The following is a 21,380-nucleotide window of genomic DNA, read 5'->3' on the forward strand; positions in this document are numbered from 1 at the left end:
TCACCCCAAAGCCACATCCAAGACCATCATGAGAACAAAGCCCACCATCAGACCTAAAGTCGCCACATCAGTATTGCCATTGGTCTGCGAATCCGGTATCAGCTCCTCTACCACCACGAAAATCATAGCACCCGCCGCAAAGGAAAGGGCATAAGGCAGAATAGCCGTCATAGCCATAACAGCAACTGCCCCCAGAACAGCCCCGATTGGCTCTACAATCGCGGACATAGAACCCCAGTAAAAGGCTTTAAGCCGAGACTTGCCGTCCGTCCGAATCGGAATGGATAGAGCCGCTCCTTCTGGGACGTTTTGCAGGCCAATTCCCAAAGCTAGACCAATCGCGCCGACAAAGGCTTCTGGACTAGGATTGGCGGCCAAAGCACCAAAGGCTACACCTACTGCCAAACCTTCTGGGAAATTGTGAATGGTAATGGCTAAAAAGAGTAGGGCTGTCTTGGACAGCTTCTTTCGGCTATGCTCAGGAACACTCTCTGCCTCCGAAATATCCTTGCTCAAGTGCAAGTGAGGCACTACTGCATCAATCAACCGCAGGAAAAAACCTCCTACTAAAAAGCCAATCGCTGCGGGCAGCCAGGACAGCTTGCCATAAGAACTTTGGGCATACTCAATCGACGGCGCCAGAAGCGACCAAAAAGAAGCCGCAATCATAACGCCTGCCGCAAATCCCATCATAATATCCAGCAGCTTGCGACTGACTTGTTTAAAGAAAAATACAACAGCCGAGCCTACAATGGTACATCCCCATGTAAAAAGCCCAGCCAAGAATGCCTGCATAACCACAGGCTGCGATCGTAACCAGTCCATAATTTCTCCTTATCCTCTGAAATCAATCATACAAAATCGTCTTGGTTTCCCCGATACAGTGCTTTTCCTCATTCCAGTAATGAATCCGCTCGAAAGAGCCTTTCCGCCAGTAGAGAGGCAGACGTTCACGTATGTCGTCCTGCATATCTATTTGGTCAAGTTCCGAAATCTTCCACCATTTGGGCTCCCCTTCATGATCGTTTCCCCTGACTTGCCCTTCAAATGCAGTACAAAGAAAATCGTAATACACATACCGTTCTTTTTTACTTGGATTGGTGAAGCCTGAAATCCCCTTCAATTCCAAGTTTAGAGCAGTCAGCCCCGTTTCTTCTTTTAACTCGCGCCTTGCAGCTTCGAAAAAAGATTCTGGAAACTCTTACGAAGGTAAAAAGCTAAGCTTTTTCCATCACCAACCTTCACCAGTCTATCCCCAGACTGGTGAAGCCGCCTGGTTGTATCCACCCTTTAAAGTTATCATGCTGGCGATTAAGCAGTAAAATTTCATCATCTTTTTTCACACAAACATTGACCCAATTCAAAATAGTTTCTGTCATTTCAAACCTTCTTCACATACTGCTCAATAGGATAGTCAGCTGGATTCAGCAGCCCCGCTTCTCCCAAAGCCATCTGGGCCAATTGGCGTCCGATAAGCGGGCCAGTTGTCAGACCAGAAGAGCCTAATCCGCTGGCAGCGTAGACATTTAGCAAATCTGGTACAGCTCCGAAGAAAGGCGCAAAGTCACTGGTATAAGCCCGTATTCCCACGCGCTCACCTAGAATCTCTGCATTAGACAACCTTGGCAAGTAAGTTTCCGCTTCTCGCTGCAACTGATCCAGCACTTTCTTATCTACCGTTAAATCAAAGCCCTGATCATTTTCATGACTGGCACCGACACTGACCTTGCCTGCTAGAAAAGGAATGATATCCAGCTCGCCCTCAGGCATAACAACTGGGTAGTCATCCGTCTTTTCAGCCAGCTTAAAATCACGAAGCTGTCCCTTTTGAGGCCGAACATCCGTCTCATAGCCCAGTGGCTGCAAGATTTCTCCTAGCCAAGCACCCACAGCTAAGATAATACAGTCAAAGCTCCGACCGTCCACAAGAAGTTGCTCTCCATCTACTGTCAAGCTTGCCTTTTTCTCAACCAACTCTGCCTTGCTTGCTTTCAGAAGCGTCTCCGTCAAGAGTGCTCCCTCCACACGGGCAGCGCCGGAAGCGTAGAGAAGTCGCTCGAAGCCTTGCAAGTCTGGAAAATTCTCCTGCGCTTCCTGACGACTGAGAAGACTCAATTCCCCTATTAAGGGCGACTCTTCCCGGCGATTAGAAGCTAAATCATAAAGCTCCTGCAGCTTGCTCTCATCCTTTTTCAGCAGATAAACACCTGTCTGTTGGTAAAAATCTGTCTGGATTCCAGCATCTTTCAGTTCCGCAATCAAGTCCTGATAAAAATCAGCGCCCAAACGCGCCATCCTGTACCAAGCCTTATTGCGCCGCTTGGAAAACCAAGGACTGATAATGCCAGCGGCTGCCTTGGTTGCCTGCCCCTTGCCGTCATCAAAGACAGTCACCTCCACATCTGGGGATTTGGACAGATAATAAGCTGCTGTTGAGCCGACAATCCCAGCTCCAATCACTGCTACTCTTTTCATATCGCTTCCTCTCAAATATGTCGGAAAGGATTGGTCGAAGCCTGACTAGCCAGAATCTCAATCTCCCAGCCCTCTTCTGCCTTCCAAGAATCAAGCTTTGCTTTCAATTTTTCCGTAAAAAGAACCTCAATATGGTGTCCAGGATCCAGCGCCAAAAGACCTTCTGTCAGCATTTCCTGGGCAGTATGATAGTAAATATCACCTGTTATGTAGACCTGCGCTCCCTTGGCAATGGCCTCTTGATAAAAGGACTGACTGCTGCCACCGCAGATAGCTATACGCTCAATCACGCGTTCGAGATCCGCTTCTTCATAAGCGACCAGACGCAAACTATCTAGTCCAAAAGTTGCCTTGATCTTAGCCGCAAAGTCCCCAAAGGTCTGAGGAGCAATCTTCCCTACGCGGCCAATACCGTAATCTGGCCCCGTCTGACTAAGATAACTTGTCTCCTCAATCTCAAGAAGCTGGCAGAACCAGTCATTAAGACCGTCTTCCACAACATCGATATTGGTATGACTGACATAGACAGCAATATCATGCTTGATGAGGCTTAAAATCATCTGATTTTGCGCCTTATCCGCCACTAGGTCCTTAAGCGGGCGAAAGATAGGCGCATGCTTAACAATAATCAGTCCAGCACCTGCCTCAATAGCCTCCGCCACCGTCTGCTCACGAATATCCAGCGCCACTAGAACCTTGTCCACTTCCTTATCCAAAGTCCCGATTTGCAGGCCTGAAATGTCGCCCTCCATGGACAGCTCTTTCGGGCAGTAAGCTTCATAACGGGCGATGATTTTACTTGCTAGCATGGAGCACCTCCTTGATACTTTCGATTTTTTGGGACATAGCAAAGCGTTCTAACTCATTTTTTTCTGGGATACGAGCCAGTGCTTCTTCGAGTTTTTTCAGTTCTTTCTGCCATCTTAGCTGAAAAGCAGGTGACTGTTGCTTCATCAGAAAAGGTCCGAAACGCTTTTCTTGCTCTGTCAAAGTTTGCTGCCCAGCTTCTGCTACTAGGATTTCGTAAAACTTCCCCGCCTCTTCTAGGACATCCTCAGCCAGCAAGCGAAAGCCGTTAGATACCAGCCAGCTGCGAAGCTCATCCTCTCGGTTATTGGGCTGCAAAATCAAGCGGGAAATAGACCCAAGCTTAGCTCTGCCATTTTCCAAAATCTCTGAAATCAAGCGACCACCCATGCCAGCCATAACGATGGTGTCAATCTGATCTACCGCTTCAAAAGCCGCCAGACCATTGGCAAGACGAACCTCAATCTGCTTCGTCAGCCCATGCTCTGCAACATTTTTCTGGGCAGATTGAAAAGGCCCCTCTACCACTTCTCCAGCCAGAGCCTTCTCAATCCGCCCCTCCTGAATCAGATAAATAGGCAGATAGGCATGATCGCTCCCAACATCCAGAAGCTTAGCACCATCCGGCACAAAAGCAGCTACTCGCTCCAAGCGTTGGGAAATAGTCTTTTTTTGCATTGCTTACTCTTTTCTAAACATTCTTCTATTCAGTATATCATTTTTAAGGGTATAAAAAAAGCAGCGGAGGAAAAATCAGCCTTTCGATAAACTGATTTTCTCTCGCCACTTGATGATGGGTGTTCTGCTCATCACTTTTTTATTTGATTTCCTGATACTCAGCAGCTAAACCACGCTGGACTGCCGGACGAGCTGCAATCTTCTTCGCCCAAGCAGATAGATGTTTGTAGGAGGTGGCATCCAAGAACTCAGCTGCGCCTGGATAGAGCTTATCCTGGACCAACTGACCATACCAAGACCAGATAGCAATATCAGCAATACTGTAGTCATCTCCAGCGATATAAGCTTTCTTGGCCAATTCTTTGTCCAACAAATCCAGCTGTCGTTTGGCTTCCATGGTAAAGCGGTTGATGGGGTATTCTAGCTTTTCTGGAGCATAGTTAAAGAAATGACCAAATCCACCCCCCAAGAAGGGCGCCGCGCCTGTCTGCCAGAAGAGCCAGTTGAGCACCTCAGTCCGACCAGCCAAGTCTGATGGAATCAGCTTTCCAAACTTCTCTGCCAGATAGAGCAGGATATTGGCTGACTCAAAGACAGGAATCGGCTTATGACCTGACTGATCCAACAAGGCCGGAATCTTAGAGTTGGGATTGAGTTTCACAAAATCTGAGCCAAACTGGTCGCCATCCATAATGCTGATCTTATAGAGGTCATAGGCAGCCTCCGTCACACCCGCTGCCAGTAGTTCCTCAAGTATAATGGTCACCTTAACGCCATTTGGAGTCCCAAGTGAATAAAGCTGAAAAGGCTCTTTACCGACAGGAAGCTTCTGCTCAAAGCGCGCGCCTGCAGTAGGCTGATTGATACCTGAAAATTTTCCTTGGTCGCTGTCCGCAGCAGACCAGACTTTTGGCAATTGATAGGTCATACTTTTCTCCTTTTTTATAAAACCAAGGGCCTGTCATATCTAACAGGCCACCATAAATCTAATAAAGTCAGTCCTTCCACAAATTCATGGCATTGAGGAAATCATCTGAAACTGTCACATTTTGAGGATTAGCTGCTTCACGTTCTTCCCGTTTGGCTTCTACCTGAGCAAGTGTAGTGATGCCTTCCTTGCGCCAATTGCGCAAGATAGCCTGAATATACTTCCAGTTGGCCTTGCCATTAAACACAGCCTCACGAAGAGCAGCCTTGACCAAGTCAGGATTGGTTTTATCGTCTTGAACAGTCTTGGTCAAGTCCTCAATTTCAAATGGGGTCAAGAGACGGCCCAGCTCCTGCTGGAAGGTCTCCACCAAGTCTTTCAAAACATTCTGTGGCGCCTTTGCCACAGTCTGCGGACCACTTTTGGCTGCCAGCAGTTCATCCAGCTTTTCCAAAGCCGGTGAAGCATCGAAGATAACCTCTGTCTCTCCATTCAGCTCAATGGTCTTATACTGCAAGAGACCTTTCTCCGTCAGATGGGACATAGAGCGATTGACTTCTGACAGAGTCTTGCCAATATGCTCCGCAATCTGACTAGGCGCCAGCTCTTCCAAGGAAGTCGTATTTTGCAGATAGAAAAACTGCCAAACCAAAAAATCATCGCTGGAATCAAAGATGTCCTTAAAATGTAAAAGAAGGGCACTCGGGATTACTAGATTGCCCGATTTAAAAGCTGATAAATAAGTCATGTCACCTCTTATAGATAAGCAAAAAACGATACATCATTTTCAGGACTCTCCCAGTCGAAAGGTGTCTCCTGATAGACAGCGTAATTGACCCAATTGCTGAAAAAGAGTGCAGCGGCCGAACTCCAGCACAAGGCCGGTGTCGCATGGACATCATCGTTTTTGAAATAATTCTCTGGAATGTGTGGATTCTTCCCTGCCTTCAAATCGCGGAAATATTCCTTGGATAGAGTATCGCGGTCGTATTCCATGTGACCGAAGCTATACACCTCTCGCAAGTCCCGGCTAGCCAGCACAGAGAGACCCATATCCTCTCCATACGAAAGAATTTCCAGATTGGTCAGATTGACAATATCTTCCTTCAGAACTTCAGTATGACGGGAATGCGGCGCATAAAACTCATCGTCAAAGCCACGAAAAAGTAGATTACTGCTGTCAGCCAACTGGCTATAAACACCTGATAATTTGCGTGTCATCTGATGCTTGTCAACGCCGTAGCGAGCGTAAAGTCCAGCCTGAGCTCCCCAACAGATATGCAGAGTCGAAAAGACATGGGTCTTGGACCATTCAATCACCTGCTGGAACTCTTCCCAGTAGTCCACTGCTTCAAAAGGCAGATGCTCTACCGGTGCACCAGTGATAATCAAGCCATCAAAATAGCGATTTTTAACCTCATCAAAAGTCTTATAGAAAGTCTCCATATGCTCTGCACGTGTCGTTTTAGACTGATGAGAGCTCATGTAGAGGAAGTCAATAGTCAACTGCAGCGGAGTATTAGCCAAGTGGCGCAGTATCTGAGTTTCCGTCACCATTTTCTGGGGCATGAGATTGAGTACCAGAATATTCAGAGGGCGGATATCCTGATGGTCCGCCCTATCGTCATCCATGACAAAGATATTCTCAGAACTTAAAATGTCAACAGCTGGCAGTTTCTTATCAATCTTAATTGGCATGAAAATATCTCCTTCAATCGTTAGAAAGGCTTGGAAATACTTTTCCAGCCTATTCTTTGTTTATCCAATGTACTTTCATTATACTGAAAGGAGATATAGTTTTCAATTATACTTTTTCTCTAACTAGATATAGCTAGAAACTATGTATTAATAGTGCATCAGAACCTTGTAGTCGTAATCGCCGATAACTTCGCGACCCTTGAGTTCATCAAGCTCAATAAGAAAGGCGCAGCCAGCCACTACACCGCCAAGACGCTCAATCATCTCAATCGTTGCCTTCACTGTTCCACCAGTCGCAAGAAGATCATCGACAATCAGAACGCGCTGACCTGGCTTGATAGCATCCGCATGCATGGTCAGGGTATCCATACCATACTCTTTTTCATAGTCAGCTGAGATAACCTCACGAGGAAGCTTGCCAGGCTTGCGGACTGGAGCAAAGCCGATTCCTAACTCAAAGGCAACAGGACAGCCCACGATAAAGCCACGAGCTTCCGGTCCAACGATCATGTCAATCTTCTTGTCTGTCGCATATTGCACAATCTCACGAACAGCGTAGCTATAAGCATTTCCATCTGCCATCAATGGGCTGATATCACGGAATGTCACGCCTTCCTTTGGATAATTTTCGATTGTTGCAATGTAATCTTTTAAATTCATGATATACTTTCTTTCAAAAAAATTTTTTACTCTCTATTATATCACTTTTTCCTCCAAATGGTAATAGAAAACTTACTTTTTATTGGTATCTATTATTTAATCTAAAAAATCATGTCTGAGTCACTCATAGACCACCATATTGAGGCTGATATAGAGTTGGTTATTCTTTATAATTTCTTCTGTCAACTCAAAGAGCGAAACTTCCTTTTCCCTAACATGCTGAGACATAGGTCCAAGTCATTCACTTTTTAACGTGATTACCTGAACAATTTTCAGTCTGCTTCCATCAAATAATCATAAATCTCCTGCACAGTGCCCAGAGCCATGAGTTCTTGCTCTTTGACTAGGCGCTTGAGATCTTGGTAAATACGACTGCTTTCAATTTCTTTCTTTTCAGCTTCCTTATTGACCTTCATGACGCCTTCTGTGATGCTGACAAAGCCCAGTTCTTCAAAAATCTGAATCATTTTGATCAAGAGAATAGGATCAATTTTCAGATAAGCTGCCAGATCCTTTAGCTTATAGCGAACATCAAACTCGGGGAACTGATAGATTGTCTTGTAGAGTTTGGCAAACTGCTCACGGTTGCCATAACCAGTCAGATAGTATGGCTTGGCAATCTCATTTTTAAAGTAAATCGCTTCAAAATCCTGAGACTGAAGAATCTTCTTCAAGACCTGCAAATCATCAGGAAAGTCGTAAACTACAACTGCTCTGCTATTTGTCAAATCTGGAAATTCCTCTGTGAAACGCAAGACTGGAACCTTGTCAGGCAGCGTCGCATTTTTGCTACGGATATTGAAAAGCTGAACACCGTCCACACGGGCATCTACCAGCATGAGCTGGAGACTGGTCTGTCCATTCCATTTATTGACAGAGAGGCTGACAGCCAGCTCCAGATTCTTGGTTTGGGCAAACTCTGTCGCCAGGCTTCCTTGCCCAAAAGCTACTACTTCAAAAGTAGCATCTCCCTGAGAAATTTTTAGCTTGAGATGGCTATTGCCAGCTCCCATAGTCCGAGTATTGTCCACTTTAAAATCCTTGAGGTAAAAAAGCGGCTTCTTATTGTCCATACCAAAAGGAGCCAGTCTTTCAAAGCTTTTGAGTGTATCCAGGGTCAGTTCTGGCAGGTGCAGCTCCTCGTCCAAATACAGGACTGTTTTGCCAGTCAAATCTAAATCATTGTCTAAGATGTAGGCTGTCAGGATATCAGATAGCTCTGCTAGTTTGTCTGCTTCAAGGGTCATTCCAGCCGCTCCAGCATGCCCACCAAAGGCTACAAAGAGGTCACGGTGGCTGTCCAAGGCCTCAAAGATATTGACCGCTTCAATACTGCGGGCGCTGCCCTTAGCGATGCCATCCTCAATATTAAGCACTATGACTGGCTGGTGCAGCTTTTCCAGCAAGCGCCCAGCGACAATCCCTAGCACACCAGGGTTCCAACCTTCCTTGGCCAACACCTGCACTGGTCTCTTAGGGTCCAGCATGGTTTGCGCTTCTTCATAAATCTGCTGGACGATTTCCTTGCGCTCGTCATTTTTCTGGTTGATCATAAGTGCAATGTCACGAGCTTCTTCATCATCAAAGCCAGTCAAAAGCTCAACCGCTGGATTGGGGTCATCCAATCGTCCCAAGGCATTGAGTCGGGGGGCAAGCTGAAAGCCAACCGTTTCTTCATCCAGTTCATCAGGCTGAATACCAGCTATTTTGAAGAGTTCCTGAAGACCTACTCGCTGGGTATTTTTGAGAACAGAAAGGCCATATTTAACCAGAATCCGATTTTCTCCCGTCAGACTAACCATATCGGCAATGGTACCGATGGCTACTAAGTCTAAAAGTTCGACTTGGACTTCTTCCAACAAGGCTGTTGCCAGCTTAAATGCCACCCCGCAACCAGCCAGATGCTTGAAAGGATAATCCGCTCCGCTATGTTCCGGATGGACAATCGCATAGGCGTTTGGCAGCTCCTCAGGCATGGAGTGGTGATCCGTCACGATCACATCCACGCCCAGAGACTGGGCTAGATCGATAGCTTCAAGTCCCGCAACACCATTGTCCACTGTAATAATGAGCGAAATACCTTGATTTTCAATAAAATACTTATAAACACTGCTATTAGGACCATAACCATCCGTAAAGCGATTAGGCAAGTAGACCTGACACTCAGCCCCCAACTGCTCCAAGGCTTCCTTGACAATAGATGCTGAGGTCATCCCATCAGCATCATAATCGCCATAAATCAAAATCTGCTCGTAATTCTCAATCGCTGCACGAATGCGCTCCACTGCCCGCTCCATATCATGCAGGTCATAAGGGTCATGAAGCTGGTTTAAACTAGGCTCCAAAAATTCCTGTAAAGCTTCTTCAGTCTGCACACCTCTTTGGTAAAGAAGACTGGCAGCGGCGGGGGCCAATCCAGCTTTTTTAGCCTTTTTTAGAAATTTTTCGTCTGTAAAATTAGTGGCAAACTGCCAGTCGTATTTTGAGCTAATCATGATAAGTGAAACACTTTCTCCGTTCAATCTTGTCTGAATATTATAACATGAAAAGACTGGTTCAACCAGTCTCAAACTTCTTATCTTCGAGCAAGGTTCTCAGCCTCACTCATCTAGATAAAGTCCCTTAGCAACGCTTTTATCAATAACTTCCTGAGCCAATTTCCAAAGACTTTCAGAGGTTTCTTGGATAAAGGATTTCTTAGCGATGACCTGCGACTTGGTCAGGTCATGAGGATTGTCATGGGGCTGAGCAACTTCCAAGTGATTGAGCAGGGGAACCAGAGCATCCAGCACTCGGGCATATTTAGCCTCTATGCTAATGCCGGTTTCAAATTCCTGCCAAAGCTCTAAAAAGGAATCCTGCTGATCTGATGGTAGTTTGTCCAAACTGATTTTCAAGGACTCCAGCTCTCTATCGTAAGAATCGCTCTTGCCCAAGTCGTCAAAGATAAAGGTATCGCCAGCATATATTTCCCCCAAATCATGAATCAGTAACATAGACATGACCTTTTCCAGATTGACCTCTTCGGGGATATATTCTCGAAAAACTAGCGCCATGAGCGCCCCCTGCCAACTATGCTCAGCAGAATTCTCAAAACGATAGGCGTCCAAGGTTCGATTGTTGCGATGAGTGGCTTTCAGCTTTTCCAGCTCATTGGTAAAAGCCAGCTGCTGTTGTAGACGTTCAAGCATGTAGAACTCCTTTGAAATATTTTATAGTTAATTCTATTCAAAATTGATAGTTGCTCTTAACGCTCTATATGATCATCTTCAAAAAACTAAACTTTCACTTCTTTTCTGTTTTTTTTCCTTGCCATCGAATCACCAACTCTGATGTCAGGTGGGTCAGGATAATCGTCAGAAGGAAGGCCCAACGGCCATTTTCCCACTTGGTCAGCTGCTGGGATTTGAGCAGAAAGAAAGACAACTCAATAAAGATAGGATGGAGGAAGAAATAAAGGATACTTAGATCTTTTAAATGTCGCCAGTTTTTTCGCGCTTCCACCGTGTTTTTAACAGCCAATTGAATAAGAAAAGCGTAAAGGGAATGAGAGCAAAGAAAAAATTTTTATCCAGTCCCTGCCTCATGTAAACCAGAACTCCTTCACCTACTAGGAAAAGACTTGCCAACAGAAGAAACAGCCAGCGTTTCTTCTGAAATAAGGCTATCTGCCCGTAATCAGCTAGAAAGTAGCCTAAATAGATAAAAATAGGCGTATAGAAGAGGCCATTCCTGCTAGTGAAAAAGAGCTTGGCATAAGCATCATACCAGTCCGTCAGCAGACTAGGCGCCAGATAGGCGTGATATGTCTCAATAGCACCTAAGACGTAGAGAATTAACAAAAGGGAAAATGTTTTCTTGGGACCCAACTTCCTATACAAAAAATGGACCAGCAGCAAACCTAAGAGAAAGGCAGGAATATACCAGAGCTGGTAGCTCATTCCGATGTAGAAGAGCGCTGCTAGAATAGCCAGCGGTGCTAGGTAGAGAGGCAAGTGCAGAGATTGGAAGTAAGTCAAAGCGTAGGGAAGATAGACCAAATTCCAAAAGCCATAGACCTTTAAAATGCCTTTGATATACAGAGTCAGTTTCGTAGAACCGTGCTCTCGCTTCCAGCGTACTTGGAAAAAATAGGCTGAAGAAATTAAAAAGAAAGGGACCGCCATGCGGCCAAACATACTCTTCTGAATAAAATGTAGAGCTTCATGTTCAAAAAGCCTCTGACAGTGAACCAGAATTACCAAAACGGAAGCGATATATTGAAAAAGGCTGAGCAGGGCATAATTGACAGGTTGCTCTGGCTCTATGACTTCTCTCCTTTGCACCAAGATTTCTCCTTACGAAGTTTGTTTAAGATGTAAATGAACACTATTTTCCTTTGACCTAGGACTTGACTAGCCAAACATGCTGAAAGGCAGCGATGTCCCGATAAGGAGATTGGTTGCAGACTGCTAGCTCCATCTCAAGCATCTTTTCAGCCCAGTCAGGGGCAGTTTTGTAGTCATTGGATTGCAGCCCGTAAAAAATTCGTACTCCCTGATAATCCTCAACTTCTAATGGAAGACCTGAGATAACTTCCTGAACCTGATAAACCTTAGCAGTCCCCATACTGTGAGTTTGATATTCCTGCCCCGCCAAAAGCTGCTGGGCCTTTTCTGGGTCATTTTCAAAAACCACTGTATGCATAATGCGTCCAACCTCGTGATGCTTAACCAGAGAAATTTTGCCGTCCTTTTTTAAGAGGCGGGAAAATTCTGCTAAATAAAGAGCAGGGGCAGATACATACTCTAAGACATTATGACATACGATGACATCAAAAGACTGGTCTGGCAATGTTTGCAGAAGGTCCAAGCTGCCATGCAATTGCTCATAGGAAAAGTTCTGCTTTCGCTCAGCAATCATTTCTGGGTTCGGCTCGATGGCGGTCACTTGGTTCTTTTCCGCTAGAAAATCAGCCACAATTCCAAAACCACTGCCGAAATCCAGGATTTTCTTGTCCTTCAGTGACTCTAGAAAGGCAAAAACAATATCATACTGAAGCTTGCCCCAAGGCGCCTGCAGATGAGCTTTGTAAGCTTGTAGATTAGCTGTCATAAAACCTCACTTATAGTTAAACATATTGGCTGCCATCTTGTCGGCAATTCTTGGAAAAAGAGTATAAAGCTTATGAGCTAGATTGAGAATCCCAGGTAGATTAATTTCCCGCTTCTTTTTGCCAAAGGAACTAACGATTTTGCTCGCTACAAAGTCAGGCTCAAGGATATACTTGTTGACTGCTTTTACATAGGAACCGTCAGGATCTGCTTGATCGAAAAAGGAAGTTTTGATAGGACCTGGGTTCACCGTCGTGAGATAAACACCAAAAGGCAGGAGCTCCAAACGCAGGGCGTTGGAAAAACCAATAGCTGCAAACTTGGTCGCTGAGTAAAGACTGGACTTACTACTTGCAATGAGGCCGGCCATACTAACGATATTGACGATATGTCCTTGACCTGCCTGCTTCATGCGAGCTCCAAAGATACGGGACAGATTCATCAGGGCAAAGGTATTGACCTCAAACATGGACTTAATATCGCTTGATCTGATTTTGTCAAATTCTTCAAAAATCCCATAGCCAGCGTTATTGACCAGAACATCAACACGACCGTACTGACTGTCAATCCGCTCCGCAAATCTTTCCAAAGCTGAGCTATCCGTGATATCCAGTTCCACTAGGTCAAGATTTTCTCTTTCTCCATATAGTTTTTCCAGCTTAGCCTTGCTCCGTCCGACCAAAATCAGTCGGTCATGGGGCAAGAGCTTAACCATTTCCTGAGCCAGTCCACCGCTAGCCCCTGTGATGATGATGGTTCTCATATCTCAACCTCTTCCAAGTCCTTGACCACATGGACCTTTTCAAAGACAGCACTGGCATCGCGACGCATTTGGCTGATGTCCTTGGCTAGAAAGCGAGCACTGATATGGTTGAGGAGAAGGCGCTTGGCACCTGCTTCCTTGGCTACTTCTGCGGCTTGCATATTGGTAGAATGACCGTGATTGCGGGCCAATTTTTCGTCTCCCTTGCCATAGGTCGCTTCATGGACCAACACATCTGCTGCCACTGCCAGACGGACGCTGGCAGCAGTCTTCCGAGTATCACCCAGAATAGCAATGGTCTTGCCTGGACGAGGAGCTGAGATATAGTCTGCTGCAATAATTTTGGTCCCATCTTCTAGGACGATATCCTGACCGTTCTTGACCTTACCAAAGAGAGGACCAAAAGGTACGCCCGCCTCTCTTAGCTTGTCTGCATCCAGCGTTCCTTCCAAATCTTTCTGCATCACCCGATACCCCACACAGAAAATTGTGTGATCCAGCTTATCCGCATAAACTGTGAACTTGTCCGTTTCAAGAATCTTGCCCAGACTGTTTTCATCAAACTCATGAAAATCAATCCGATAAGGCAGACGAGAGCCAGACACGCGCAGGCTAGACAGGACAAAGTTTTTAATGCCTTTGGGACCATAAATTTCCAAGTCAGTCTGCTCTTCATTAGCCTGAAAAGAACGACTGGACAGAAAACCCGGCAAGCCAAAAATATGGTCGCCATGCAGATGCGTGATAAAAATCTTGCTGATTTTGCGCGGTTTAATTGTCGTCTCCAAGATCTGGTGCTGGGTCCCCTCACCACAGTCAAACATCCAGACCTCATTGATCTCCTCTAACAGCTTGAGGACAAGGCTGGACACATTGCGAGCTTTGGATGGCTGACCGGCTCCGGTTCCTAAAAATTGTAATTGCATGTTTTTCTTTCTAAATGATATAAATCATGGCAGAACGATTCTGCGAGTGATAGTATTTTCTACCAGCATAGGACTGAGCCAGCTGACTGACTTCATCTTGATTGTAGCCCAGAACTCTCTGGCTGCCATCAGCTAGCTGCTGCCAATCAGTCAAAGCAGTCAGCGCCTGACTATCCACGACTTGCGACTCAGATTTGAGAGGCACCATTTTTATTCTCCCAGCTTCTTCATAGACCAAGTACTGTGGAAAGACTTGGGCAATTTCAAAGAGTAAATCGGCTGTTACTGGCTCTGGCTTTTCAGGGAAGACCAAGCCAACTTCCTCGCTCTCATAGCAAAATCCAAAGGACTTGCCAGAAAGATTAACTCGTACAAAAGGCTTGCTTTCTACAAAGCTAGGCTCCGCATTCCACAAGTCCAGCGCTTGAGTAATTTCTAGAAAATAGGCTGTCGCGGCTTCCGGACTTTTCTTTTGATAAAGCTCAGCAAAGTAAGCATTGATAACACTGGGGGGCGGAGTGATAAAGCTACGCTTCTGCTCCTCTGTCAGGCCAGCCAACACTTGCTCTAAGTAGACCCTGTCTAGGCTTGTAAAACCGCCGTATTTGAGGGCCAGGTCAATATAATCAGTCATAAAATTCTTCCAGTTTCCATTTGTTTTTCTCGGCAATCCAGCCTGAAACGACTTCGACATCGTCTATGTATTCTCGATTCCCCATAATCGCGACTTTCTCTAAATCATGAATCTTGTAGGCTTTAGCAGGCGCTACCTTGATTGTAAAAGGCAAAAATAACTCTTTCATCCGCTCCAGCAGGACTTGCTGCAAAAGAGCTCTGCTATTGTCCGCCTTAGCCGAAATCAAAGAATAAGGAGTCAGGGTCGGAGTAAAATCCTCCGTCTTGTCTGCTTTGTTATAAAGAGTCAGCCGGGGAATATCCAGCATGTCCAGCTCATTCATGATGTCGAGGACAGTCTTTTCGTGCTCCTCATGATGAGGGTCGCTGGCGTCAATAACATGGACCAGCAAATCGACATTTTTGCTCTCTTCCAGTGTGGATTTAAAGCTAGATACTAGCTCTGTAGGCAAATCCTGAATGAAGCCAACTGTGTCTGTCAGAGTGACATTGAGCTGGCCACTGAGGTTGATGTTCTTAGTCGTGGCGTCTAGCGTCGCAAAGAGTTCGTCAGCCTCATACTGACTCTTACTAGTCAAGCAGTTCATGATCGTAGACTTGCCAGCATTGCTATAACCGATGAGGCCGATTTTGAAAAGACTGGATTCCAACCGTTTTTCACGAACGGTCGCCCGATTTTTCTCCACTGCCTTGAGCTGGCGCTCAATATCATGAATCTGATTGCGTACACTGCGTCGATTGAGCTCCAGCTGGCTTTCACCAGGACCGCGGGAGCCGATTCCACCTGCCTGACGGCTGAGCATAATTCCCTGGCCAACCAAGCGAGGCAGGAGGTACTTGAGCTGGGCCAAATGAACTTGCAGCTTGCCCTCATGACTCCTAGCTCTCATGGCAAAAATATCCAAAATCAGCTGCATACGGTCAATGACCTTAACGCCCAAGCTTTCCTCCAGATTGACATTTTGGCGAGGTGTCAGGCGATTATTGACAATGACAGTCGAAATCTCTTCGGCATCAACCATCTGTCGGATTTCTTCTAACTTGCCAGATCCGACAAAGGTCTTGCTGTCATACTTTTCCCGCTTCTGGCTATAGGAGCCGACTACCTCAGCTCCTGCAGTCTTAGCTAGACTTTGCAGCTCCTCCATAGATAGGTCAAAATTCTCCGTGTCTGCCAGTTCCACACCGACCAGAAAGACACGCTCTGTTTTTTTCTCTGTTTCTATCATCTCATATCCTTACTAAGACTTGGTCAGCCAGCTACTTGTCCAGAAAATTCTTGATGTCTTCCATGACCTGATTTTTATAGTCTGGATTTCCCACCTGATAAAAGGTCACGGACATCCGGTTGCGAAACCAAGTCAGCTGACGCTTGGCGAAACGGCGGGTATTCTGCTTGAGCTTATCCACGGCCTCTTCAAGGCTCATCTGACCTTCAAAGTAGGGGAAAAGTTCCTTGTAGCCGATACCCTTGCTGGCTTGACTGGTCGGAGCCTGCTCATACAACCAGCGGGCTTCTTCTAAAAGTCCGGCTTCTAGCATCAGATCTACTCGCTGATTGATTCGCTCATAAAGTCGCTCTCGCTCATCATCTAGACAAATCAGCAGGGCTTCATAGTCTGGTTGATTATTTTCTAGTTGTCCGCCTAACTGAGCAATCTCTAGCGCCCTCATAGCCCTGCGTCGATTCAGTTGGGGAATCTCGATACCCAGCTCTGCTATTTTTTCAAACAAATCCTCATCTGACCAACTGTCCAGCTGCGCCCGATAGGCCAGAATCTCCTCGTGAGGAACGGAGCCGCCCAGATGATAGCCCTCGAGCAAACTCTGGATGTAGAGCCCTGTGCCACCGCAAATGATGGGAAGCTGACCTTGAGCCGCAATCTCACGAATAGCCTGAGCTGCCTCAGTCACAAAATCATAGGCAGAGTAGCTCTCGCCAACCTCCCGCACATCCAGCAGATGATGGGGAATGCCCTCCTGCTCTTCAGGACGAATCTTGGCCGTACCAATATCTAAGCCACGATAGATCTGCTGACTGTCACCGCTGATGATTTGGGCATTGAAGCGCTTGGCTACCTCGATACTCAGATCTGTTTTTCCGACCGCCGTAGGCCCCACTATCACAATTATCTTGGTTTTCATCTTTTTTCCTTGAAAAAATTTTGATTTTTCGTTACTATTAATTATAACATAAATAATAAAAGTTCAGAAAAGGAGAAATCACATGGCTAAAGGATTTGGAAAAGGCGTTCTTACAGGAGTTGCAGCTACTGTTGCTGCCGTGGCAGGCGCAGTATATGCAGTCAAGAAAAAAGTCATCGAACCTGAAGAACAAAAAGCGGCTTTCATCGAAGAAAACCGTAAAAAAGCAGCTCGCAAACGTGTAGCGCACTAAGCCTGCACATTTCACTAAAAAGCCTGGAAAAATCCAGGCTTTTTAGTTTTAAGAAAAGTAGTCAAAAGAGTGCTTCTAAACTAAGTCTCTCACCTCACAGAATTTAAGTATATAAAAAAGGTCGCCCTCTGGCGGCCTTTCGTCTTACTTTTACAATCGGCACAGCATCAAATAATCATCTTCCCTCTCTTCAACCGTGACAATGCCCAGTCTTTGATAAAAGCGAACGGCAGGATTGTCTTTGGAAACGGAAAGGGAGACACTTGAATAGCCTTTGGCCTTGAGCAAGTCCAGCATGGCCGTCATCAACTGCTGCCCTAGACCTTGCCCTCTGAACTCAGGCAGGAATGAAATGGATAAAGAGGGAGTCTGGTCATCATAATAGCCATAATCTTTCATGATGCGAACCCAAACAGCTCCGACCAGCCGGCCGTCCACTTCTGCTGCTAAAGCCCAATCATCTGGCTGCTGGCCAAAGTCCTTGATATATATATCTAAATCTGGCTCCTTCAAGATACTTCTAGGCAGCGGCTCTAGACCTGAGGGAATAAAAATAGCTTGGTAAAGAAATTCCTCTAAGAGCGGGATTTCCTCTTGTTTTAAGGGCCTAATCTCAGTCATGACTTCTCCTTCTAGATCAACTGCTCTTCGCCTATGCCGGCCACCGCTAAGATTTTGGCAACTCGGTCAAATTGCAATCTAAAATGCTCCAACTTGTGTCCGTCTGAGCCCACTGAAAAGCGTCGTCCCCCCAGCTCTTTGACTAGATAAAGAGCGTAGATATAGAGTTCTTCGTGTCCATAGAGGTACATGGACTTGCAGTTAAGCTCAAAAGCCAGACCATGGTCAATCATCTTTTGAAAAAGCTGTCGCAGCTCTGGTTCAAAAAATTTTAACTCCTCTACGGTAAGCGCAAATTTTCGGAAACCATAGTCAAAGTGAGCTAGCACATCTGCCGGTACAGCCTCAATAGCCTCTTCCAGCTCTCTTAGGTAGGAGGGAATCAGCTCCATCTTATCCAGCTGCAGGACTGGCTCTTCCAGATAGTCAAAGCTGCCATTGTGGTGGACAGACAGGAGCTTGAGGTCATAATCCTTGTCCGCTAGGAAAGCTAGAATATCGTCTTTACGCGGAGCGTAATAGCCAATTTCAATTCCCTTTTTGATGCGGTTGCCATACTGCTGGTTCAGCTCTGCTATTTTTGCTGAATAGGCCGCATAGTCAGGCACATCATCGTGGGGCAAGGCGGCTTCGCAAGGGTAGGGATTGGACAAATCATAGTGCTCGGTGGTGACAATCTCGCCTTCGTAATGGTCCAGATAGTCACAGAAATCTGTCTCAGAATCATAGGAAAAATAGGTATGAAGATGGTTGTCGCGCATGCTGGACCGCCTTTCTGCAAATCTTATATCCGTTTAGTAATGGTCAATTTCAGGTCGGTCATGAATCCGGCTCTGCTTGCCCTGACGGGCCTGGAGGACAGCCTCTACCTCTTCCAGACTGACGCCAGTCTCGACGAGAGCGACCGCCAGATGGTAGAGCAAATCAGCTGTCTCATTGGCCATCTCGTTCTTATCATCATTTTTAGCCGCAATGACCACTTCTGTCGCTTCTTCACCGACTTTTTTGAGAATCTTGTCCAGCCCCTTGTCATAGAGATAGCTGGTATAGGAGCCTTCCTTGGGCTCTTTTTTGCGTTTGAGGGCTTCTTGATAGAGGGTTTCTAGCATAGTATCTCCTTGTTACTGTCCTTATTTTACTATAAAAAACCATTCTTTCCAATGGTAGGTTGGTGTCTTGATACTTACTTCTTAGTTTTATTTTTGCATTAACCAAGTACAAAAGTAAAGCAAGGGAGCTTTTAGTCAGCTTTGCTGCCATCCTCTTCCCAGATTGAATGGAAAAAGCAGGATCTAGCACCGGTATGACAGGCTGCTCCCAGCTGGTCTACCTCGATCAGCAGGGTATCTAGGTCGCAGTCAGCTGTGATTTTTTTGACAGTCTGGTAGTGGCCGCTGGTGGCTCCCTTATGCCAAAGCTCCTGACGTGACCGGCTCCAGTACCACATCTGACCGCTGGTGCGGGTCAGATGGTAGGCTTCTTCATTGAGATAGGCCAGCATAAGGACTTCTTTGCTGGTGTGGTCTAGGATAATGGCAGGTATGAGACCGCCTTGCTTTTGAAAATCTATCTTTACTTCTGTCATCAGATGCGCACCTCCAATCCAGCTTCCCGCATGGCTTTTTTGGTCTCTGCGATGGAGACCTGACCATAATGGAAAATCGAAGCGGCCAAGGCACCTGTCGCTGCAGTCTTTTCAAAAACTTCTAGGATATGCTGGCTACTGCCAGCACCACCAGAGGCGATGATAGGAACGGAAACCACTTGGGAGACGGCTTCCAGCATTGGCAAGTCAAAACCAGACTTGGTCCCGTCCTTGTCCATACTGGTCAAAAGAATTTCCCCCGCTCCAAGACTGACAGCTTCTTGAACCCAGTCTAACAGGTCACGACCGCTGTCCTTGCGGCCACCAGCTAGATAGACATGCCAGCTGCCATCCGCTTCTTTCTTAGCATCCACAGCCAGTACCACGCATTGGCTGCCGAATTTCTCAGCGCAGTCAGCCAAAAGCTGAGGATTTGCCAGTGCTGAGGAATTAACTGCAACCTTATCCGCCCCAGCCTGCAGCATCCGCTTCATGTCCTCAACCGTGCGAATGCCGCCCCCGACGGTAAAGGGAATGAAAACCTGCTCCGCCACGCGCCGGACCATCTCGACCGTAGTGTCCCGCTCCTCATGGGTGGCGGTGATGTCCAGAAAGATCAACTCATCGCAGCCAGCTTCATAGTAAGCCTTGGCCGCATCGACTGGATCGCCCACATCAGTCAGATTGACAAAGTTGATGCCCTTGACCACCCGACCGTCCTTGACATCCAGACAGGGAATGATTCGTTTTTTCAGCATGTCTATCCCCTTTCTGCTTTCTTGATCTGATCTAGGCTAATTCGTCCACTGTAATAGGCCTTGCCCACAATGGCTCCAGCCAAACCCAGTTTTTTCAGCTCTTCTAAATCATCCGCTGACTGGATGCCACCAGAGGCAATGACATGAGCATGCTTGAGGGACGCCAGCAATTTTTGATAATGCTGGATATTGGGACCAGTCAGAGTCCCGTCTCGGTCCACATCTGTATAGACAAAGAGTCGGACACCGATTTTTTCCATGGCCAGCGCCAGACTGACATAGTCCTGATTGCTAGTTTCCAGCCAGCCCTCAGTCGCAACCAGCCCCTCTTTCGCATCAATGCCAATTACGATTTTGCTGCTTCCAAAGCGCTCCAGCGCAGCCTCAACAAATTCAGGATTCTTAACAGCCATAGAGCCAATAATGACACGGTCAATGCCAACCGCCAGGTAATCTTCAATCTGCTCCAGACTGCGGATGCCGCCCCCGACTTGGATAGCTAGACCAGTTTCCGCTTTAATCTGGGCAATCAAATCCCGATTGGCCGCCCGACCTTCTAAGGCTCCGTCCAAGTCAACCACATGAATCATAGTAACCCCGGCTTCTTTGAAAACTCGAGCTTGCTCCAAGACATCGGGATTGACTACCGTCTTCTTGCTAAAATCCCCTTTAAAAAGGCGGACGGCCTGGCCATCTTTGATATCAATAGCGGGCAGTATTTTCATAGACATACTCCTTAAACTTCTCTAGGATACCGAGGCCAACAGCACCAGACTTTTCTGGGTGAAACTGGCAGCCAAAGACCGACCCTTGGTGAATCATGGCTGGGATAGGCAGCCCATAATCAGCCGTCACATCCAAGTACTCCTCCGGAACATCCGTATAGTAGCTATGGACGAAATAGACTGACTGGCCATCAAGACCAGCTGTCAAAGCAGACGACTGCTGGATTTGTAAGTCATTCCAGCCCATGTGAGGCACAGGCAGACCAGCCTGGTCCGGAATCCGGCGGCAAACACCGGGAATCAAACCCAGTCCAGAGCTTTGACCATTCTCCAATCCAACCTCCAGCAGGAGCTGCATGCCTAAGCAAATGCCCAAGAGAGGCTTGCCATCAGCCACAGCCTCCTGAATAACTGACACCAGCCCTCGCTTTTCCAACTCCTGCATGGCAGTAGGAAAAGCACCGACACCTGGTAAAATCAAACCATCGGCAGCTAAAATTTCCTGCGGGTCAGCTGACAGACGCGCTTCTACTCCGACCTGAGCCAGAGCGCGGAGAACATTGGCAGTATTTCCCGCGTCATAATCAATAACAATCATCATCTCTACATCAACTCCTTTCACTCAGAAG

Annotated in this window: 26 protein-coding genes and 1 pseudogene; 1 reads left to right on the plus strand and 26 read right to left on the minus strand. The window is 46.6% G+C overall.

From position 1 onward, the window contains the following. The 19 genes and pseudogenes from tmpA to miaA all read right to left on the minus strand — a co-directional run bounded on the left by tmpA (position 1) and on the right by miaA (position 16,809). Complete coding sequence (tmpA, locus tag K1J09_RS01395) at positions 1–825, minus strand: ZIP family manganese transporter TmpA (protein ID WP_125378403.1); 825 nt, start codon at positions 823–825, stop codon at positions 1–3. Between the two features lie 22 nt (positions 826–847). Continuing rightward, positions 848–1,379, minus strand: a pseudogene (locus K1J09_RS01400) (NUDIX domain-containing protein). A gap of 1 nt (position 1,380) precedes the next feature. Continuing rightward, positions 1,381–2,475 carry an NAD(P)/FAD-dependent oxidoreductase gene (locus K1J09_RS01405; RefSeq protein ID WP_223322527.1) on the minus strand — a complete coding sequence of 365 codons (1,095 nt, stop codon included), beginning with the start codon at positions 2,473–2,475 and terminating at the stop codon, positions 1,381–1,383. 11 nt (positions 2,476–2,486) lie between these two features. Then, entirely contained in the window at positions 2,487–3,284 is a 798-nt protein-coding gene (locus K1J09_RS01410; protein ID WP_124765541.1) for a Nif3-like dinuclear metal center hexameric protein, read from the minus strand. Next, positions 3,271–3,960, minus strand: coding sequence for a tRNA (adenine(22)-N(1))-methyltransferase (locus tag K1J09_RS01415; RefSeq protein ID WP_049541137.1), 690 nt, complete (start codon positions 3,958–3,960; stop codon positions 3,271–3,273). The genes K1J09_RS01410 and K1J09_RS01415 overlap by 14 nt, the downstream gene beginning before the upstream one ends. A gap of 139 nt (positions 3,961–4,099) precedes the next feature. Then, a complete protein-coding gene (yghU, locus tag K1J09_RS01420) occupies positions 4,100–4,888 on the minus strand; it encodes a glutathione-dependent disulfide-bond oxidoreductase (RefSeq protein WP_049541139.1) in 789 nt (262 codons plus the stop codon). Positions 4,889–4,955: 67 nt separating this feature from the next. Beyond that, the gene (locus K1J09_RS01425) at positions 4,956–5,636 is read right to left on the minus strand and encodes a DnaD domain-containing protein (RefSeq protein ID WP_002897343.1); all 681 of its coding nucleotides are present in this window, start codon (positions 5,634–5,636) and stop codon (positions 4,956–4,958) included. Positions 5,637–5,644: 8 nt separating this feature from the next. After that, complete coding sequence (gene metA, locus K1J09_RS01430; RefSeq protein ID WP_124765543.1) at positions 5,645–6,586, minus strand: homoserine O-acetyltransferase MetA; 942 nt, start codon at positions 6,584–6,586, stop codon at positions 5,645–5,647. A 147-nt stretch (positions 6,587–6,733) separates the two neighbouring features. After that, positions 6,734–7,246 carry an adenine phosphoribosyltransferase gene (locus K1J09_RS01435; protein ID WP_002906315.1) on the minus strand — a complete coding sequence of 171 codons (513 nt, stop codon included), beginning with the start codon at positions 7,244–7,246 and terminating at the stop codon, positions 6,734–6,736. A 272-nt stretch (positions 7,247–7,518) separates the two neighbouring features. Continuing rightward, entirely contained in the window at positions 7,519–9,741 is a 2,223-nt protein-coding gene (gene recJ / locus K1J09_RS01440) for a single-stranded-DNA-specific exonuclease RecJ (RefSeq protein WP_223322526.1), read from the minus strand. 105 nt (positions 9,742–9,846) lie between these two features. Then, the gene (locus K1J09_RS01445; RefSeq protein WP_223322525.1) at positions 9,847–10,437 is read right to left on the minus strand and encodes an HD domain-containing protein; all 591 of its coding nucleotides are present in this window, start codon (positions 10,435–10,437) and stop codon (positions 9,847–9,849) included. A gap of 94 nt (positions 10,438–10,531) precedes the next feature. Beyond that, entirely contained in the window at positions 10,532–10,750 is a 219-nt protein-coding gene (locus K1J09_RS01450) for a hypothetical protein (RefSeq protein WP_050547164.1), read from the minus strand. After that, positions 10,720–11,571, minus strand: coding sequence for an acyltransferase family protein (locus K1J09_RS01455; RefSeq protein ID WP_223322524.1), 852 nt, complete (start codon positions 11,569–11,571; stop codon positions 10,720–10,722). Before K1J09_RS01455 ends, K1J09_RS01450 begins: the two co-directional genes overlap by 31 nt. 58 nt (positions 11,572–11,629) lie before the next feature. Beyond that, positions 11,630–12,340 carry a class I SAM-dependent methyltransferase gene (locus K1J09_RS01460; RefSeq protein WP_223322523.1) on the minus strand — a complete coding sequence of 237 codons (711 nt, stop codon included), beginning with the start codon at positions 12,338–12,340 and terminating at the stop codon, positions 11,630–11,632. A 6-nt stretch (positions 12,341–12,346) separates the two neighbouring features. Beyond that, positions 12,347–13,102, minus strand: a complete 756-nt coding sequence (locus tag K1J09_RS01465) for an SDR family NAD(P)-dependent oxidoreductase (protein ID WP_223322522.1) — start codon at positions 13,100–13,102, stop codon at positions 12,347–12,349. Further along, on the minus strand, positions 13,099–14,028 hold the full coding sequence (rnz, locus tag K1J09_RS01470; RefSeq protein ID WP_125434335.1) for a ribonuclease Z: 930 nt from the start codon (positions 14,026–14,028) through the stop codon (positions 13,099–13,101). The genes K1J09_RS01465 and rnz overlap by 4 nt, the downstream gene beginning before the upstream one ends. A 10-nt stretch (positions 14,029–14,038) precedes the next feature. After that, positions 14,039–14,662: a cystathionine beta-lyase gene (locus K1J09_RS01475; protein ID WP_002897333.1), complete on the minus strand. Its 624-nt coding sequence runs from the start codon at positions 14,660–14,662 to the stop codon at positions 14,039–14,041. Next, the gene (gene hflX, locus K1J09_RS01480) at positions 14,655–15,893 is read right to left on the minus strand and encodes a GTPase HflX (protein WP_223322521.1); all 1,239 of its coding nucleotides are present in this window, start codon (positions 15,891–15,893) and stop codon (positions 14,655–14,657) included. The genes K1J09_RS01475 and hflX overlap by 8 nt, the downstream gene beginning before the upstream one ends. 31 nt (positions 15,894–15,924) lie before the next feature. Continuing rightward, entirely contained in the window at positions 15,925–16,809 is an 885-nt protein-coding gene (gene miaA, locus K1J09_RS01485; RefSeq protein ID WP_223322520.1) for a tRNA (adenosine(37)-N6)-dimethylallyltransferase MiaA, read from the minus strand. A gap of 82 nt (positions 16,810–16,891) precedes the next feature. Here miaA and K1J09_RS01490 point away from each other — a divergent pair, with 82 nt between their 5' ends. Next, positions 16,892–17,062 carry a DUF3042 family protein gene (locus K1J09_RS01490; protein WP_002895160.1) on the plus strand — a complete coding sequence of 57 codons (171 nt, stop codon included), beginning with the start codon at positions 16,892–16,894 and terminating at the stop codon, positions 17,060–17,062. 150 nt (positions 17,063–17,212) lie between these two features. Here K1J09_RS01490 and K1J09_RS01495 read toward each other — a convergent pair whose 3' ends face one another. The 7 genes from K1J09_RS01495 to hisH form a co-directional block, all read right to left on the minus strand. After that, entirely contained in the window at positions 17,213–17,683 is a 471-nt protein-coding gene (locus K1J09_RS01495) for a GNAT family N-acetyltransferase (protein WP_223322519.1), read from the minus strand. 11 nt (positions 17,684–17,694) lie between these two features. Continuing rightward, on the minus strand, positions 17,695–18,444 hold the full coding sequence (locus K1J09_RS01500) for a PHP domain-containing protein (protein ID WP_223322518.1): 750 nt from the start codon (positions 18,442–18,444) through the stop codon (positions 17,695–17,697). Between the two features lie 33 nt (positions 18,445–18,477). Next, positions 18,478–18,792, minus strand: a complete 315-nt coding sequence (hisE, locus tag K1J09_RS01505) for a phosphoribosyl-ATP diphosphatase (RefSeq protein ID WP_223322517.1) — start codon at positions 18,790–18,792, stop codon at positions 18,478–18,480. A 131-nt stretch (positions 18,793–18,923) separates the two neighbouring features. Next, positions 18,924–19,268: a phosphoribosyl-AMP cyclohydrolase gene (gene hisI, locus K1J09_RS01510; protein WP_223322516.1), complete on the minus strand. Its 345-nt coding sequence runs from the start codon at positions 19,266–19,268 to the stop codon at positions 18,924–18,926. Beyond that, a complete protein-coding gene (hisF, locus tag K1J09_RS01515) occupies positions 19,268–20,026 on the minus strand; it encodes an imidazole glycerol phosphate synthase subunit HisF (protein ID WP_223322515.1) in 759 nt (252 codons plus the stop codon). The genes hisI and hisF overlap by 1 nt, the downstream gene beginning before the upstream one ends. 2 nt (positions 20,027–20,028) lie before the next feature. After that, positions 20,029–20,751, minus strand: coding sequence for a 1-(5-phosphoribosyl)-5-[(5-phosphoribosylamino)methylideneamino]imidazole-4-carboxamide isomerase (hisA, locus tag K1J09_RS01520; RefSeq protein ID WP_223322514.1), 723 nt, complete (start codon positions 20,749–20,751; stop codon positions 20,029–20,031). Further along, positions 20,729–21,352 carry an imidazole glycerol phosphate synthase subunit HisH gene (gene hisH / locus K1J09_RS01525; RefSeq protein ID WP_223322513.1) on the minus strand — a complete coding sequence of 208 codons (624 nt, stop codon included), beginning with the start codon at positions 21,350–21,352 and terminating at the stop codon, positions 20,729–20,731. Before hisH ends, hisA begins: the two co-directional genes overlap by 23 nt. Positions 21,353–21,380: the final 28 nt, after the last annotated feature.

It is taken from the genome of Streptococcus sanguinis (genome assembly GCF_019928825.1).
GTDB classification, from domain to species: domain Bacteria; phylum Bacillota; class Bacilli; order Lactobacillales; family Streptococcaceae; genus Streptococcus; species Streptococcus sanguinis_L.